The organism is Embleya sp. NPDC059213 (genome assembly GCF_042754445.1).
GTDB lineage: Bacteria > Actinomycetota > Actinomycetes > Streptomycetales > Streptomycetaceae > Embleya.
On the sequence record NZ_JBHZAV010000210.1, the window covers coordinates 1 to 15994 of the forward strand.

Genomic DNA, 15994 nt, shown 5'->3' on the forward strand with positions numbered 1-15994 from the left:
TGGCTCTCGGCCCGGGCGGGGCCGGCCGCCCCCCCCGGCCCCGCGCCCCCCCCACCCCGGGGCCCCCCGCCCACCGCGGGTGGGTCAGCGGGCGTCGGGTCGGGTGCCGATCGTGGAGATCAGCCGCCAGCCGGTGGTGACCAGATCCGGGTGGGCGGCAACCTCCTGGAAGCGGTCCAGCAGGTCCTCGTCGATGCCCAGCTCGACGAGCTGCGCCCGGAGCTGGCGGGCGTTGCACGCGTACAGGCGGTGGGCGAGGCCGGGCCCGGCGCAGTCCGCGTCGGTGCGGGTCACCCGTACGTCGACCAGGCCCGCCTCGACGAACGCGTCCTTGGTCGCCGCCGCCCACTCCAGGTCGGCGCCCCGGCCGCGCAGGACGGCCAGGATGCCCGCGACGACCTCGGTGAACACCTTCTCGTCGGCGGGGTCGGCGCAGGCCAGCACGCGCGGCGGCTCGGGGCAGTACCAGTCCTCGATCACCAGGACGCCGCCGGGCTCCAGCACGTCGACCAGGCGCGGCAGGATCGCCCGGCGCTCGGGTATGTGCAGCAGCACCAGCCGCCCGTGGATGCCCCGGTAGGGCCGGCGCGGCAGCTCGTCGGTGCGCAGGTCCAGCGGGAAGGTGCGGATCGGTGCGCCGTCGGCGGGCGCGGCGACCGCCCGCGCGTCGAGGTCGGTGGCGTGCACGACGCCGGTCGGGCCGATCCGGCGGGACAACTCGCGGGCGATGCTGCCCAGGCCGTGCCCGATCTCCAGCCACTCCTGGCCGGTCGGGTCGTCGAGCGAGTCCAGCACCATGCGGGTGCTGGGATCGAGCAGGTCCTGGAGGGTTTCCAGTTGGAAGGTGATGTCGTCGGCTTCGGCGAACGCGTACAAGAGCGACTCCTCGCTGGGATGGACGATGTCGAACGGCGCGGCCGGATCAACCGCCGAGGACGGCGAGTTGCTCGACCGCCACGTTGGCCCGCTTGGGCCCGTCGTTGCGCACCTCGAACCGGTACCACTGCTGGACCGGCGAGTGGGTGGCCGGGTTGAGCTGCATCACCCCGCGTGGACTGTCGATCTGTCCGACGTTGCCCAGCGCGGCGTTCACCGCCTCGGGGGTGAGCTTCTTCTTGTCGGCGCGGACCGCGGCGATCGCGGTGTCCAGCGAGCGGGCGATGTCCCATGCGGCGACCGCGTAGATGGTCGGGCTCCGCTCCGGGTGACGCTGCTGCCAGGCGGCCACGAAGGCCCGGTTCGCCGGGTTGTCCAGGTCCGCGCCGTAGGTGGCGAACGTGGTGATGCCCGCCGCGGCGTCGGCCTGGGCGTCGAGTTGGCGACCCTCGGTCAAGGGCCCGCTGCCGTACAGCGGGAGCTTGGCGGCTTCGGAGGTCTTGTACTGCTTGACGAAGTCGACCGCCGCGGTACCCGCGTAGAACGCGTAGACGGCCTTGGCGCCGCTCTGCGCGATCTTGTTCAGGTAGGGCAGGAAGTTCTGGGTGGCGGGGAACGGGGTGAAGGTGGTCTTCCCCTCCGGGTTGGCCAGGGTGCCGCCGGCCTTGGTGAACGACTCGGTGAAGCCCTTGAGTTGGTCCCAACCGCCCTGGTAGTCCGGGCCGATCGCGTAGACCGGGCCGTTGACGTGTTCCTTGACCCAGGGCCCGGCGGCGGCGCCGGCCTCGTAGGACTGGGTGTTGAACGACCAGACGTGCGCGGTGAGTTTGGGATCCGGGAACTCGGGCCGGCCGGCGACACCCATCAGCGCCGTGTTGTTGGCGGCGGCGATCGGCAGCACGCCGGCCACGCTGCCACCGCTGACGATGCCGGTGATGGCCAACACGTTCTGCTGCTTGACCAGTTCGGTCGCGGCGGGGACGGCGGTCGGCGGACCGGCGCCCTCGTCGCGCACCACGATGTCCGCCTTGAGGCCGCCCAGCTTGCCGCCGTGCGTGTCGCGGTACAGCTCCAGGCCCGCGCGGGTGTCCTCGCCCACCGCGGCGTACGGGCCGCTCGCGGGGGTGAGCAGGCCGATCTTGGCGACGGCGTCGGATCCCTTGCCCTTGTCGTCGCCGGCCGCACTGCCCGAGCACGCCGACACCACCAGGAGTAGACCGGTGGCGATGGCCAGGGGGGTGCGGGTGCTTCGGATCCGTCTACGGGTGCTGCTGCGCATGTCCGTCTCTCTCTCGGCAGGTTCGGCGATACGGGGTACGAACTCCGGATGGGGACTGCCGGCTCGGTCGCGCGACGACGCGGAACGTGTCTCGGGGCGCGCGGGAGCCGGGGCGGATGCGCCGGGGCGGCCGGTGGGCCGGGCGCGCGAATACTCCGGACGACCGGGGCGGATGGCCGGGTCGTCCGGGACGGGACAGCCGGGTATGGGATCAGAAGACCCGGCTGGGGGCCGGCATGCGGGCGGGTTGCGGCTGCAGACCGCGACCGCGTGCGAGCGGCGTCAAGGACGGGCCGACGCGCTCCATCAGCGCGTGCATGGCCCGGATCAGGTTGCCGACGTCGGCGTTCCAGGTGGTCGCCACGATCAGCGCCGAGGGGTGCACCTGTCCGTCCGGGCCCGGGCTGGTGTTGCCCATGGTGAGCAACAGACCGTGCTCGGCCTGCGACATCAGCACACTGACCGGCCCCAGGCCCATCAGGTCGGCGCTGTAGTCCTGCATCAGCAGGGCACCGGGCGCACTCGACGCGATCTTCTCCGCGTTCGCGATCCACGCCGTCTGCGATGCCTCGTCGGCGCGGATGCGACCGGGCAGCGCGGCCTGGGCGACCAGCAGCGAGTCACCGCTGGCGGCCACCGCGTGCAGGACGTCGGGGGCGTGGTCGTGCACGAACTGGCGCATGAAGTCGTCGAGCACGCTCTGGTCGACGGCGGGCTCGGTCATGGGGATTCCTTGGGGGTCCGGGTGAAGGGCAGATCGCGGGCGCCGCGCCCGAACGAGGCGGCGGCGGCGCTGGCCTGCGCGATGTCACGGGTGGGTGGGGCGGTACGACGGAACTGGGCCGCTTGTGCCGTCCGGCGCTCGCGGCGGGGGAGGCCCTGCGCGGTCAACTCGGGCGCGTAGTCGGCGGGCAGCGGGCCGCCGGTGATCGTGCCGGTGGTGCCGGGATCCGCGCCGTCGGGGTACGCATCGTTGCCGTTGGCGGCCGGGCCGTCGGTGCCGGCGCCGATCGGGCCGCTGCCGTTCCTGGTCACGCCGTTCGCGCCGGCGCCGTTCAGGCCGGACCCGAGGGCGATCGGCCGGGCCAGACCGGCCGGTGCGGCGAGCGGCCGGGAGACCTGCTCCACCCGGCGGCGGTGCCGGCCCACCGAGGCGATGATCGTGTGCGGGAGCACGATCTCGACCACCGTTCCGCCTTCCTCGCCCGCCTGTAGCTCGACCTGGATCTCCAGCGGGCGGGCCTGGAGCGCGACCACGGTCAGGCCGGTCTGGCGCAGCGAGGGCAACGCGTCCACGTCGGCGCGCAACCGGCGATTGAGCAACTCCGGGTCGCGATGGCCCACGCCTCGGTCCTGCACCCGCACCAACACGCCCGCCTCGGTGCGTTCGGCGGTGATCTGCACCTCGTGCCGGCCGGAGAAGCGGGCCGCGTTGTCGACGATCTCGCCGAGGATCTGGGTCACCGCGCCGACCGTGTCGCCGGCGAGCGTGACCGACGTGGGGATGCCCTTGAAGGCGATGTCGGGCAGTCGCTCGTAGTTGGTCACCCGCTGGGCGCCGGCGCGAATCACCTCGTAGAGCGGGGTGTCCGGCCACAACCGGTTCGGCGGCTGGCCGCTGAGCACCGCGATCGAGTCGGCGAGCCGCTTGGTGCCCTCGTTGCCGTGGTCCACCTCGAACACGGTACCGAGCTGATCCACCGTCAGGTTGGAGGCCTGGAGCCGGTCCAGGGCGCTGCTGACCCGGCTGGTCTGCACCCGGATCCGCCGGGCGACGTCGCCGAGGGCGTCGTTGTACTCGCGCTGGGCCAGCACCAGCGACGCGCTGTGTTCCACGGTGCTGTAGGCGAGTTGGGTCAGCGCGCGGGCCAGATCGGCGATCTCGTCGGCGCCACGCTCGCGGTCCGGCTGCGGGCCGAGCATTTTGAGCGCGTACGCCCGACCGCTCTCGTGCGGGGCCAGCGCGTCGCGGCGGCGCAGGTCGGCCTCGACGGCGGGCAGCGTCTCCTGGGTCATCACGGTGACCCGCTCGGCCAGGGTCTGCAGTCGGCGGTGCAGCAGTCGGCCGAGCCAGGCGGCGGCCGCGGCGGCGGCGAGCACCGCGCCGATCAGCACCGCGCCCTGGACACCGGCCAGCCACCACCGGTCGTCGGTCAGCTCGGCCACCTCGTGGGCGACGTCGGCGTCGGCCCGTTGCTCCACCGACCACAGCCGGTCGGCGCGTTCGGCCAGCGCCGCACGCCAGACGTCGGCCTCCGGGGTGTCGCGGCCGAGCGCGTCCTCGGTCTGCGCGACCCGGATCATCTCGGGTCCGGCCAGTGCCCGGGCGAGCCGGTCGCGCCAGGCGCCGGGCGCGGTCACCGCGAAGGACTCCAGGGCCTGATCGTGTGCGGCGCGGGCGGTGGAGGCCGCCTTGAGCACCGGGCCGCCCAGCGGACCGGCACCCAACGAGCGCAACACGGTGACCTGTTGCTGACCCAGCGCGGCCCGGGCCTGGGCCAGCGCGGTGATCGCGCGCAGCCGCCCGGCGGTGCCGGTGGACACGCCCGGATCGAGCGCGACCCGGGCGCGCAGGTCCACGGTGGTGCCGATCCAGGCCCAGTAGCGCACGGCCGCCGCGGAGGTGGCCACGCCCCGCTGGTCGACCTGGGTGCGCAGGCCGGGCAGGCCGCGCAGCGCGGTGTCCACGGCGGCCAGGGCGTCGCGTTCGCCGGTGGAGTCGGGCTCCAGGCCGCGTCGGCGATCCTGGTAGCGGCGTACGGCGGCCTCGCTCGCGTCGATCGCGGTGCGGTAGTCGGCGCTGGTGATCGGACCGGCGCCGCGCGAGAGCAGGGTCACCGCGGCGGCGCTCTCCGCCTGGAGTCGGCGACCCACCTCGCCTGCGTCGGCCGAGACGCCGACCAGATCGTGTGCGTGGTCGGCGGCCTGGGCCTGTTCGACCAGCACCAGGATCGCGGATCCGGCGAAGAAGACCATGCCCGCGGAGGGCACCACGACCATCAAGGTGATCAGGCCGCGGACGCGCGGACGGACCCGGGCGGCGAGCCGGGTCCGCAACGGGCGGCGCGGGGCGGGGGGCGCGCCCGTGGGGCCGGTGGTCGGGCCGGCGTCGATGGGGCCGGTGTGCTGCGAGCGGGAGGGACGTATCTTCATCCGCGTTCGCTCCCGGGACCGGGCCGGCGGGGCCGGGCGCACCCGAACGGGCGTGCTCCCGCCCGGGGTTGCGGGCGCGTGCGTGGAGCGGTACTCGCAGGCCGAGCGGCGGGTGCACAAGGGTGCCGGTCGTGGCCACCGGAGCGGTTCGCGTCGGCGACGTGCGGGGGAGTGCGGAGTAATCGCAACACGGGCTGGAATCCCTGAACGATGGTCGGTGGGAGGGGGGATGCGCCGGAGGCGGACCCGAGGGGCGGTCCACCGGCGACGCACACGGTCGACGGGCACGGCGTGGGCGCGAGCCGGGTGCGTGGGCCTCGGCCTTCCGGGCCGGCGGCATCCGGCGCCGGCAGCGCCCGGGGCGGCCGGCTCGAATACCACCAAGGCGAGCAAAACGGCCGGTAGCGGCACTTCCGCTTCCGGTTCGGAAACGGTCCGCGCGCCCTGCGCCGGCGGCGGCCCGGTCCGGGTGCTCGACCGACGGCCGTCCGTGCCCGCGTCATGCGCGATCGGGAGCGGCGCGCATCGGCTAGGTCGCGTGCGGGAGCCGGCTCATCCGAGGTGAACTCCCGGGTGCGAAAGCGGTGTTCGCGTCCCGACTCGGCGTCCTCGGACAGCGCACCGACCGCCGTGGGATCGTTCGGCCGCGAGCCTTCGACGCAAAAACGCCCATGAACGGATCACTCCTCGCAAGGGGGTGCGGGGTCGACCAGGAAACGCCCGATCGCGGGTAGGGCAACTGTTCGCATCGGTGCGCACACACACTGTCCCTGCGAATCCACCCGACGTCAAACGAAACTTGGGTGATATCGCGCCTCTGTTGTCACCGGCGTGATCAAGACCGACTCCCCTTGCTCCCGCGGTGGTTCGGCGCCGGAGGCACATCGACGCGGCCCGGCCGAGGGCGATCGGGTGCGCGGGCCGGGCCCGCCACCTGCCGATCGGGCGCGCGAGAGCCGGCCCGACGCACCGATATGGGTGCCCGAGAGCAGGTCCAACAGGCCGATATCGGACGCCCCAGGTGTGCCACAACGCCGGGACGGCAGCGGCGAGTTCGCGCCAATCTCGACCGGCCAGCTCGGCAACTCCGGTACCGGGATGGTCGATCGGCCCCGCCCATCCCTCCCGGATCGGTGCTCGGCCTTCTCCGTGCGGGACTTCGCGGAAAATCCCGACGAGTCGACGAGTCGATCGGGACAAGGAACGAAGCAAAGATCGAATTCGGCCGCCGGCCCCCGAGCGGCGGCCGATCTTGTGACCGATACCTACAACACATGGGGGCTGCGACCGGCGCCCAGTAGGGGCCATCGCCGCACACCGCTCCCGGGGACGGCTCCGCCCGACCGGGGAGCGGTGTGCGGCCGCGGTCGGCGCGGGGGAGGGTGCCCGGGGGCGGTCGGGCGCGGGTGAGGGTCACCATCCGCGGCGCGGTGTCCACCGGGAGCCTGTTGCCATTTTGTGCCGGTTGCGGAGGACGGCATTGTCGGCGTCGGGACCGCCCATCAACACTGGTCTGGACCAATCTCCCGCACTCCGTCCCCCCAGGAGCCGTCCGATGTCACCAGTTCCCGTCCCGCACGCCGCCATCGAATCCGTCAAACCCCACGTTCTGGGCCTGTTCCGGATCGTCGTCGGACTGCTCTTCCTGTGCCACGGCACCGCCTCGCTGTTCGGCTTCCCGGACAGCGGGCGGGGCACCATATCCGCCGGCGAATGGCCGGGTTGGTATGCGGCCGTCATTCAACTCGTGGGTGGTGGCCTGGTGTTGCTCGGCCTGGGCACGCGGGCGGCCGCGTTCGTCTCGTCCGGGTCGATGGCCTACGCCTACTTCACCGAGCACCAGAAGCTGGACCTGTGGCCGATCCAGAACGGTGGTGAGGCCTCCGCGATGTTCTGCTGGTCGATGTTGCTGATCGTGGTGTTCGGGTCGGGCAGCTTCGCCCTGGAGCGGCTGCTGGCGCGTGGCGGCGCCGACGCCTCGACCGCGCCCGCCGAGTCCGCGCCGGCCACGCGGCCCAGGGTGCGCAGGGTCGTCGGCTGACCATGGGTCGGCGCCCGGGGACGGCGGGCGATCAGCTCGGACTGTCGCGGCGGATGCGGGCCGCCAGCCACAGATCGAAGCGATCGTCGCCGTCCTCCGGGCGCCGACCGGTCAGCCGCATCGCCTTGTCCACCCGATTGCGCACGGTGTGCCGATGCACGTCCAGCCGGCGACTCGTCTCGTCCCAGGACCCGCCGGTCTCCAGCCAGGTGGCCAGCGTCGCCGCCAATTCGCCGCTCGGATCGGCCGCGTCGATCGGCCCCAGCACCGCGTCCGCGTAGCCGGCCAACGTGCGGGCGTCGGCCAGGCCGAGCAGCAGTCTGCTCGCGGTGCCGTGCCGGGCCTCCACCGGCTGCCCGGCGGCCCGGCTCACCGCGAGCAGGCTGCGTGCCTGGCGGATCGAGGCCCCGGCCGCCTCCGCCGCGCCGGCCGGCCCGATGCCCGCCGGCCGGCCGGGCGCGAACCGGCCCAGCACCGCCCGTACGTCCAGTTCCGCACCCAACACCGCCTCCACCGCGCCGCCGGCCACCCGGACCAGACCGCCGGGCACAGCCAACGCCAGGTCGGCGGCGAGTTCGGCGGCGTCGGCCTGCGCGCCGTCCGCGCCCGCCGGGTCCACCCGCGCCGGGTCGGCGGCCGGCCCCACCACCACCCCCCGCACCTCGTCCGCCGCCAGCCCCGCGGCGGCCAGCACGTCACGTGCCTGCTCGGCGGTGGTCCCCGGGGCGAGCAGCCGGCCCAGCAGCGCGGCCCGCCGCCGGCGCACCGGCTCGTCGGCCAGATGCCGGCGCTCCAACTCCAGCGACAGCAGCGACACCAGGCCGGACACCAGCAGCCGGGCCGCCGACTCGACCGGACCGGCCAGGACCAACAGCCCGCGCAGCCGCCGGGCGCCCAACGGCTGCACCTCCAACCGCAGCCCCCGCGCGTCGCTGCTGCTGCCGCTGCCGTGCAGGCCCCGCGCGGCCACCCGGCGGAGCAGGTCGCCACTCGCCGCCAGCAGCGCCACCGCGTCCGCCGACCCGTCGGCCCCCGGTGCCTCCGGCGGCCCGGCCAGACTGTCCGCGACCAGGCGGCCCACCGGGTCGGCGACGATCGCGTCCACCCCCGTCGCCGCCCGCCAGGCGCGCAGCGTGGCCAGCACGCCGTTGCCGGAGGCCGCCGCGATGGTCAGCCGGCGCTGCGCCTCGAACGCGTGCTCCAGGGCCAACCGCTGTCGGGCGGCCCGGGCCTCGAACACCGCCTTGGTGACCGCGATGAACGGCACCTCGTCCGGCACGGTCAACAACGGCAGGCCGGCCGCCCGCGCCGCCCGGATCAGCGGCTCCGGGGCCCGCTGGTGCGGCAGCTCCCGGCCCAGGCCCAGCACCAGGGCGCACGCACCCGCGTCCGCGACGTCACGTACATAAGCGGTGCAGTCCGCGTCGGTCATCGGCAGCAGCAGGCCGATCGTCATCAGCAGCTCGCCGCCCTGGAGCCAGTGGCCCGGGGTGAGCAGCTCGGACACGTGCGCGGCCTCGACCCGCCGATCCAGGTGTTCGGCCCCGGCGGCGACCGCCAGGTGCAGGTCGGGCAGGGCGACCAGGTCGGCGATCCGCAACACGCCGGAGAAATCGGGCATCGCGGATCGGCCGGACGGCGCGGCGGGTGGAGTCGTCGACGGGGACATGGACATAGTGTCCACCCATCAGGATCAGATTCGACATGATATCGATCGTTTACGGTTGTTAACCGGGCGTACCTTCAAGCGTCATCCCACCGAACCACGCGTCGCCTCACCGGCCGTCGTCCCCGACGCGTCGACCGCACAGGACGCAGGACCGCAGGAGAGCCCATGGACGCCACCAGGCCACCGCGCGCGGCCCCCGCCACCGGCAGCTCCGCCGCCCGCGCCGCCGTCCCCGCGGCGCCCGGTCCCGCCGCCGGCCGCGGAGCCGACACCGCTGTGCGATCCGACGCCGGCGGGCGCCCCGGCGGCGTGGCCATCGAGACCCGCTCGATCGACTACGTCCCGGCCCGGGAGCGGCACGGCAAGGTGTGGCACCAGGGTCCGTTCTGGTTCACCGGCAACTTCGTGCTCACCACGATGGTCACCGGGTTCATCGGACCCGCCCTGGGTCTGGGGCTGGGCTGGTCGGTGTTGGCCGTGGTGCTGGGCGCCTGCTTCGGCACCTTCTTCATGGCCTTCCACGCCAACCAGGGCCCGCGGATGGGCCTGCCGCAGATGATCCAGTCGCGCGCCCAGTTCGGCATCCGCGGCGCGATCGTGCCCTTCGTCGCGGTCGTCTTCGTCTACGTCGGCTTCAACGTGTTCAACGTGGTGCTGGCCACCGAGGGCCTGCAGACCGTGCTGCCCGGCGGCTCGACATTGTGGTACGCGGTGCTGATCTCGATCGCGATCGTGCTCGCCGTGGTCGGCCACGACCTGCTGCACCTGGTCCAGCGCTGGCTGACCTACGCGCTGATCGCCGTCTTCGGCGTGCTCAGCATCGGTGCGATGGTCAACCTCGACGTGGCCACGCCCGCCACCGGTGGCGGCATGTCCTGGACGGCCTTCCTGGTGGTCTTCTCCGGCGCGGCCGGCTACCAGATCAGCTACGCCGTCTACGTCTCGGACTACTCCCGCTACCTGCCCGCCGACGTGCCCGCCCGCAAGGTGATCTGGTGGACGTACGCGGGCGCCGCCGGCTCGGCCGCCTGGCTCATGTCGCTGGGCGCACTGCTCGCGTCCGCGCTGCCGGACCCGAACGCGATCGACGCGGTCCGCAAGGTGGGCAACGACATCATGCCCGGCTTCGGCACCTTCGCCGTGCTGGTCTCCTCGCTCGCGCTGATCAGCATCATGGCGGTGAACGCGTACGGCGCGATGCTCACCACCACCAGCGCGATCGACGCCTTCCGGCCGGTTCGGCCGACGGTGCGCGTCCGGGTGGCCGGGATCGTGGCGATCGAGGCGATCGTCTTCGTGGTCGCGATCGTGCTCCCGGACGACTACCTGGGCAGCTTCAACGACTTCGTGCTCATGATGCTCTACTTCCTGATCCCGTGGACCGCGGTGAATCTGGTCGACTTCTACCTGGTGCGTCGCGGGCACTACGCGGTGACCGCGATCTTCGACCCGCGCGGCATCTACGGCCGCTGGTCCTGGCGCGGACTGACCGCCTACACGGTCGGCTTCGCCGCGATGATCCCGTTCTTCAAGACCAGCTTCTTCACCGGCCCGGTGGCCGACGCACTCGACGGCGCGGACCTGTCCTTCGTGGTCGGGCTGCTGGTCGGCGGCGCGCTGTACGCGTGGCTGTGCCGTGACCTGGACCTGACCGCCGAACGCGCCGCCGAACGCGCGAGCGAGGCCGAACTGGAAGGCGCGGACGCGCCGTCGGGGGTGTGAGATGACCGAGATGGTGGTCGGCTGCGCGCAACTCGCGCTGTCCGTGGGCGACGTGGCGGGCAATCGCCGGGCCGCGCTGGCCGCGATCGAACGCGCCGCGGCGGCCGGAGCCGACGTGCTGGTCCTGCCCGAACTGGTCAACAGCGGCTACGTGATGCGCGACGCGGCCGAGGCGGCGGCGCTCGCCGAGCCGGTCGACGGGCCGACCGTGACCGGTTGGGTCGAGGCGGCCCGGCGGCACGACCTGATCGTGGTCGGCGGCTTCGCCGAGCGGGACGCCGACGGGGCGATCCGCAACTCGGCGGTGCTGGTCGACCCGAGCGGCGTGCGGGCTTGCTACCGCAAGGCACATCTGTGGGGCCGGGAGGCGGAACTGTTCGTCCCCGGACACGAGTTGCCACCCGTGGTGGACACCGCGGCGGGGCGGATCGCGGTGTTGGTCTGTTACGACGTGGAGTTCCCCGAGTGGGTGCGCACCGCGACACTGCGCCACGCGGATCTGCTGTGCGCGCCGGTGAACTGGCCGTTCGCGCCCAGGCCCGCCGACGAGCGGCCCGCGGAGGACATCCGGGTGCAGGCGAACGCCGCGGTGAACCGGGTGTTCATCGCCGCGTGCGATCGCGCCGGACCCGAACGCGGCACCTCGTGGGTCGGCGGCTCGATCATCGTCGACCCGGACGGCTTCCCGCTCGCCGGGCCACCCGCCGAGGACGCCGAACACCTGCTGCTCGCCCGCTGCCGACTCGCCGACGCGCGGGACAAGCGGATCGGCGCACACAACGACGTGTTCGCCGACCGCAGGCCCGAGCTGTACGGGCCGATCCTGACGCCGCCGGCCGACCCGGCCGCCGCGTCGCACGCGCGGGCCGCCGACGCGGGGGAGCGCGCAGCCGACCCGACCCTTGCCTCGAACGACCGCACCACCACCGAAAGGACCGAGCGATGACCGGCGCTCCGCAGGGCCCCATCGACGCCACCCGCGTACCGCGTTTCGCGGGACCCACCACCTTCGCGCGGCTGCCGCGTGCCGACGAGGTCGAGCACGTGGACGTCGCGGTGGTCGGGGTCCCCTTCGACAGCGGCGTCAGCTACCGACCCGGCGCCCGGTTCGGCCCCGCGCACGTGCGGGCCTCCTCCAAGCTGCTGCGGCCCTACAACCCGGCCCTGGACGTCTCGCCGTTCGCCGAACAGCAGGTCGCCGACGCGGGCGACATCGCGGTCAACCCGTTCGACATCGCCGCCGCGATCGCCGACCTGGAGCAGGCCGCCCGGGAGTTCGCCGCCCGCGGCACCCGGTTGCTGACCATCGGCGGCGACCACACCATCGCGCTGCCGCTGCTGCGCGCGGTGGCCGCCGAGCACGGCCCGGTCGCCGTGGTGCACTTCGACGCGCACCTGGACACGTGGGACACCTACTTCGGCGAGCCGTACACGCACGGCACGCCGTTCCGCCGGGCGTCCGAGGAGGGCCTGCTGGACCCGGCCCGCTGCCTGCACGTGGGCATCCGCGGACCGCTGTACGGGCCCGACGACCTGCGTCAGGACGGCGTGCTGGGCTTCCAGGTCGTGCACAGCGACGACTATCAGGACGCCACGGTGGCCTCGGTGGTGGAGCGCATGCGCCGCCGACTGGGCACCGGTCCGGTCTACGTCTCGGTGGACATCGACGTGCTCGACCCGGCCCACGCGCCCGGTACCGGGACGCCGGAGGCGGGTGGTCTGACCAGCCGCGAACTGCTCAACACGCTGCGCGGACTGGTCGGCCTGGACGTGGTCGGCGCGGACATCGTCGAGGTCGCGCCCGCCTACGACCACGCGGAATTGACCGGCATCGCCGCCGCGCACGTGGGCTACGAACTGTTGTCCGTGCTGGCCCGCAACCGCCGCGACGGCCTGCCCGACTGAGCGCACGCCACCACCACCGGGCCGCATCCGTCGCACGGGTGCGCGGCGACCGCTCACGGGGGCGGTCGCCGCGCGGGATATCTTCGTGAACGTCGCGGCCGGTGGGTCGCGGGGGAACTCGAAGGTATGCGGCAGCAGGAAAGGGACGGCACCGGATGCAATACGTGAAGCTCGGCAGCACGGGGTTGGACGTTTCGCGGATCAGCCTCGGCTGCATGAGCTACGGCGTGCCGGAACGCGGTACACACCCGTGGACGTTGCCCGAGGAGGCGTCCCGACCGCTGATCCGGCAGGCCGTCGAGGCGGGCATCAACTTCTTCGACACGGCCAACGTCTATTCCGACGGCACCAGCGAGGAGATCGTCGGCCGCGCCCTGAAGGACTTCGCCCGGCGCGACGAGATCGTGATCGCGACCAAGCTCAACGGTCGGATGCGGCCCGGACCCAACGCGGCCGGGCTGTCCCGCAAGGCCGTGCTGACCGAGATCGACAACTCCCTGCGCCGGCTGGGCACGGACTACGTGGACCTCTACCAGATCCACCGCTGGGACGCGGCGACCCCGATCGAGGAGACGCTCGAAGCGCTGCACGACGTGGTCAAGGCGGGCAAGGCGCGTTACATCGGGGCCTCCTCGATGTACGCCTGGCAGTTCGCCAAGGCCCAGTACACCGCCGAGCGGCACGGCTGGACCAGGTTCGTCTCGATGCAGAACCACCTCAACCTGCTCTACCGCGAGGAGGAGCGGGAGATGATGCCGCTGTGCGCCGACCAGGGGGTGGGCGTGATCCCGTGGAGCCCGCTGGCCCGGGGCCGACTCACCCGCGACTGGGGCGCGGACAGCGCGCGCAGCGAGACCGACGACTTCGGGAAGACCCTGTACGGCGAGGCGGATCGCCCGATCGTCGAAGCGGTCGCCGAGATCGCCGAGGAGCGTGGGGTCTCCCGCGCCCGGATCGCCCTGGCCTGGCTCGCCGATCGTCCCGGCGTGACCGCCCCGATCATCGGCGCTACCAAGCCCGGCCACATCGAGGACGCGGTGGCCGCCCTCTCCATCACCCTCACCGACCCCGAAACCAGCCGCCTGGAAAGCCCCTACACGCCCCGCCCGATCGCAGGCTTCGCCTGACCCGCGCCACCGTCGCCGTACGGGGCGTCGAAGGGAGCACTCCGGCCTCGTGCCGGGGCAATCTTCACAAAACCTCCCCCCGTGCGGCTTCGGTCGGGCGGGGTGGGCTGGTTTGCTGACGGCATGATCCGGATCATCCGCAACGCCGCCTACCGCCTGTACGCCGGTCGCCTGCGCGCCGGTCTCGCCAAGGACACGCTCCCGAATCACGTCGCCCTGGTGATCGACGGCAACCGCCGGTGGGCCCGGGCGATGGGCTACGAGAACCCGAGCGTGGGGCACCGACGCGGGGCCGAACACGTACACGAGGTCCTGGGCTGGTGCGAGGAGTTGGGCATCACCCGGGCCACCGTCTTCCTGGCCTCGACGGACAACCTGCGCAAACGTCCGGCAGGCGAGGTCGACTACCTGGCCCGGGTGATCGAGGAGGTCGTGGTCGGCGGGGTGACCGAGCCGGGCAACGTCTGGCGCCTGCACCCGGCGGGCCGACTCGACGCCCTGCCGGACTCGACCCGGGACGCGCTCAAGCTCGCGGCGGACGTCACCGGCACCCGCACGGCCGGCTTCGAGTTGACCGTCGCGGTCGGGTACGACGGGCGGGACGAGATCGTCGACGCGATCCGCTCGTTGCTGGACCACGAGGCACGCGCGGGTGCGACCCTGGACGACGTCGCGAGCCGGTTCACCGCCGACGACATCGCCGCCCACCTGTACACGGGCGGCCGGCCCGACCCGGACCTGGTGATCCGCACCAGCGGCGAAATGCGCATGTCCGGCTTCCTCCTCTGGCAGGCCGCCTACTCGGAGCTCTACTTCTGCGACCTGAACTGGCCCGCCTTCCGCAAGATCGACTTCCTCCGCGCACTGCGCGCCTACAGCGCCCGCACCCGCAGATTCGGCCGCTGATCGCCGGCACACGAGGCACCGGCATCCACCGGCGGGCCCGCCGCCGGCCGTTCCCGCGGTAGGGCCGCCGGCGGGAACTCCGTTGTGTGGCACGGGAGGTGGGGATGTGGGGGGCGGGTGTAACAGTCGGGGTACGGAGTAGGGGGGCGCGGGGTCGGGGCGGGCGGGGTGGATACGCTTCTGTGCGCGGGTCGTCCCGCGTGCGTCGGATCCGATCGGGGGGAAACGTGTCGGATGAGTGGCGAGTGCCGTCGAGTGGTGGGGTCGACGACCGGCCGGAGGAACCGGAGGCGTGGGCGCCTACCGGTATCGATGTGGGTGTGCCCAGCGTCGCACGGGTCTACGACGCGATATTGGGCGGTAAGGACCACTTCGCCGTGGATCGGGTGATCGCCGACAAGGCGATGGCCGCGATGCCCAATGCCCGGGTCGGCGCCAGGCTGAACCGGGCGGTCCTCGAACGCGGTGTGCGGTACATGGCCGAGTGCGGCATCGACCAATTCCTGGACCTGGGCTCGGGGTTGCCCACCGTGCGCAACACCCACGAGGTGGCCCGGGAGCACAACCCCGAGGCGCGCGTCGTCTACGTCGACAACGACCCGATCGTACTCGCGCACGGGCGCGCACTGTTGGCCGAGAACGACCGTACCCGGGTGGTGACCGCCGACGTGCGCGATGCCCGGGACGTGCTCTCCCGACCGGAGGTCGCCGAACTCCTGGACCTGGAGCGGCCGGTGGGGCTGCTCCTGCTGGCGGTGCTGCACCATCTCGCGGACGAGGACGACCCGGCCGGACTGGTCCGGGCCTACCGCGAGGCGTTGGCCCCGGGAAGCTTCGTGTTCATCACGCACTTCAGTGATGCCACGCCCGAGGGGCGGGAGTTGGAGCGGCTGTTCCTGTCCACCCTGGGCAGCGGGCGGTTCCGCAGCCGGGAGACGATCGAGAGCTTCTTCGAGGGCACCGAACCGGTCGAGCCGGGCGTGGTCTTCCTGCCACACTGGCGCCCGGACACGCCGGTACGGGACGAATCGGCGTACGCGGGCCTGACCATGCTCGGCGGTTTGGGCCGCGTGCCGGACGGGCGTCCGGGGCGGGCTCACAGCCGGTCGTAGATGTCCACGAGTCGACCCGGCACCTCCGAGGCCGTGTCGACGGCGTCGGTGTCCAGGTGGCCGAGGCTCGTGTGCAGGGCGTCCAGCAGGAACGCCTTGCGTTCCTCGTGGCGACGCCGGCCGGTGTCGGTCAGGGCCACCACAGCCGGGAGCCGGCCCGACACGCGAACACCCCGCCGAGGGCCGTGGCCTCGGCGGGGTGTT

At 73.0% G+C, this 15994-nt stretch carries 12 protein-coding genes and 1 pseudogene; 7 read left to right on the plus strand and 6 right to left on the minus strand.

Annotated elements, in window-relative coordinates; all coding sequences use genetic code 11:
* Positions 1-84: 84 nt before the first annotated feature.
* The 4 genes from ACFXMF_RS41160 to ACFXMF_RS41175 form a co-directional block, all read right to left on the minus strand.
* Positions 85-876: a methyltransferase domain-containing protein gene (locus ACFXMF_RS41160; RefSeq protein ID WP_379992423.1), complete on the minus strand. Its 792-nt coding sequence runs from the start codon at positions 874-876 to the stop codon at positions 85-87.
* Between the two features lie 46 nt (positions 877-922).
* A complete protein-coding gene (locus ACFXMF_RS41165) occupies positions 923-2155 on the minus strand; it encodes an ABC transporter substrate-binding protein (protein ID WP_360321378.1) in 1233 nt (410 codons plus the stop codon).
* Positions 2156-2366: 211 nt separating this feature from the next.
* Positions 2367-2879, minus strand: a complete 513-nt coding sequence (locus tag ACFXMF_RS41170; protein ID WP_360321381.1) for a hypothetical protein — start codon at positions 2877-2879, stop codon at positions 2367-2369.
* Positions 2876-5308 carry a nitrate- and nitrite sensing domain-containing protein gene (locus ACFXMF_RS41175; protein WP_379992425.1) on the minus strand — a complete coding sequence of 811 codons (2433 nt, stop codon included), beginning with the start codon at positions 5306-5308 and terminating at the stop codon, positions 2876-2878. Before ACFXMF_RS41175 ends, ACFXMF_RS41170 begins: the two co-directional genes overlap by 4 nt.
* 1555 nt (positions 5309-6863) lie before the next feature.
* Between ACFXMF_RS41175 and ACFXMF_RS41180 the strand changes: the two genes are divergently transcribed.
* The gene (locus tag ACFXMF_RS41180; protein WP_360321387.1) at positions 6864-7349 is read left to right on the plus strand and encodes a DoxX family protein; all 486 of its coding nucleotides are present in this window, start codon (positions 6864-6866) and stop codon (positions 7347-7349) included.
* Positions 7350-7380: 31 nt separating this feature from the next.
* On the opposite strand, the gene ACFXMF_RS41185 is transcribed toward ACFXMF_RS41180, so the two are convergent.
* The gene (locus ACFXMF_RS41185; protein ID WP_360321390.1) at positions 7381-9018 is read right to left on the minus strand and encodes a PucR family transcriptional regulator; all 1638 of its coding nucleotides are present in this window, start codon (positions 9016-9018) and stop codon (positions 7381-7383) included.
* Positions 9019-9183: 165 nt separating this feature from the next.
* Here ACFXMF_RS41185 and ACFXMF_RS41190 point away from each other — a divergent pair, with 165 nt between their 5' ends.
* From ACFXMF_RS41190 to ACFXMF_RS41215, 6 genes are all read left to right on the plus strand, one after another.
* Positions 9184-10740, plus strand: coding sequence for a cytosine permease (locus ACFXMF_RS41190; protein ID WP_360321393.1), 1557 nt, complete (start codon positions 9184-9186; stop codon positions 10738-10740).
* A gap of 1 nt (position 10741) precedes the next feature.
* On the plus strand, positions 10742-11686 hold the full coding sequence (locus ACFXMF_RS41195; RefSeq protein ID WP_379992597.1) for a nitrilase-related carbon-nitrogen hydrolase: 945 nt from the start codon (positions 10742-10744) through the stop codon (positions 11684-11686).
* Positions 11683-12645: an agmatinase gene (speB, locus tag ACFXMF_RS41200; RefSeq protein WP_360321399.1), complete on the plus strand. Its 963-nt coding sequence runs from the start codon at positions 11683-11685 to the stop codon at positions 12643-12645. The genes ACFXMF_RS41195 and speB overlap by 4 nt, the downstream gene beginning before the upstream one ends.
* A gap of 155 nt (positions 12646-12800) precedes the next feature.
* Positions 12801-13772 (plus strand): aldo/keto reductase, encoded by a 972-nt coding sequence (locus ACFXMF_RS41205; protein ID WP_360321402.1) that lies wholly within the window; start codon positions 12801-12803, stop codon positions 13770-13772.
* A 123-nt stretch (positions 13773-13895) separates the two neighbouring features.
* On the plus strand, positions 13896-14678 hold the full coding sequence (uppS, locus tag ACFXMF_RS41210; protein WP_360321405.1) for a polyprenyl diphosphate synthase: 783 nt from the start codon (positions 13896-13898) through the stop codon (positions 14676-14678).
* Between the two features lie 227 nt (positions 14679-14905).
* Positions 14906-15790 (plus strand): SAM-dependent methyltransferase, encoded by an 885-nt coding sequence (locus ACFXMF_RS41215; protein ID WP_360321408.1) that lies wholly within the window; start codon positions 14906-14908, stop codon positions 15788-15790.
* Here ACFXMF_RS41215 and ACFXMF_RS41220 read toward each other — a convergent pair.
* Positions 15775-15994, minus strand: a pseudogene (locus ACFXMF_RS41220) (hypothetical protein); the annotation flags it as partial. The gene ACFXMF_RS41215 and the pseudogene ACFXMF_RS41220 overlap by 16 nt on opposite strands.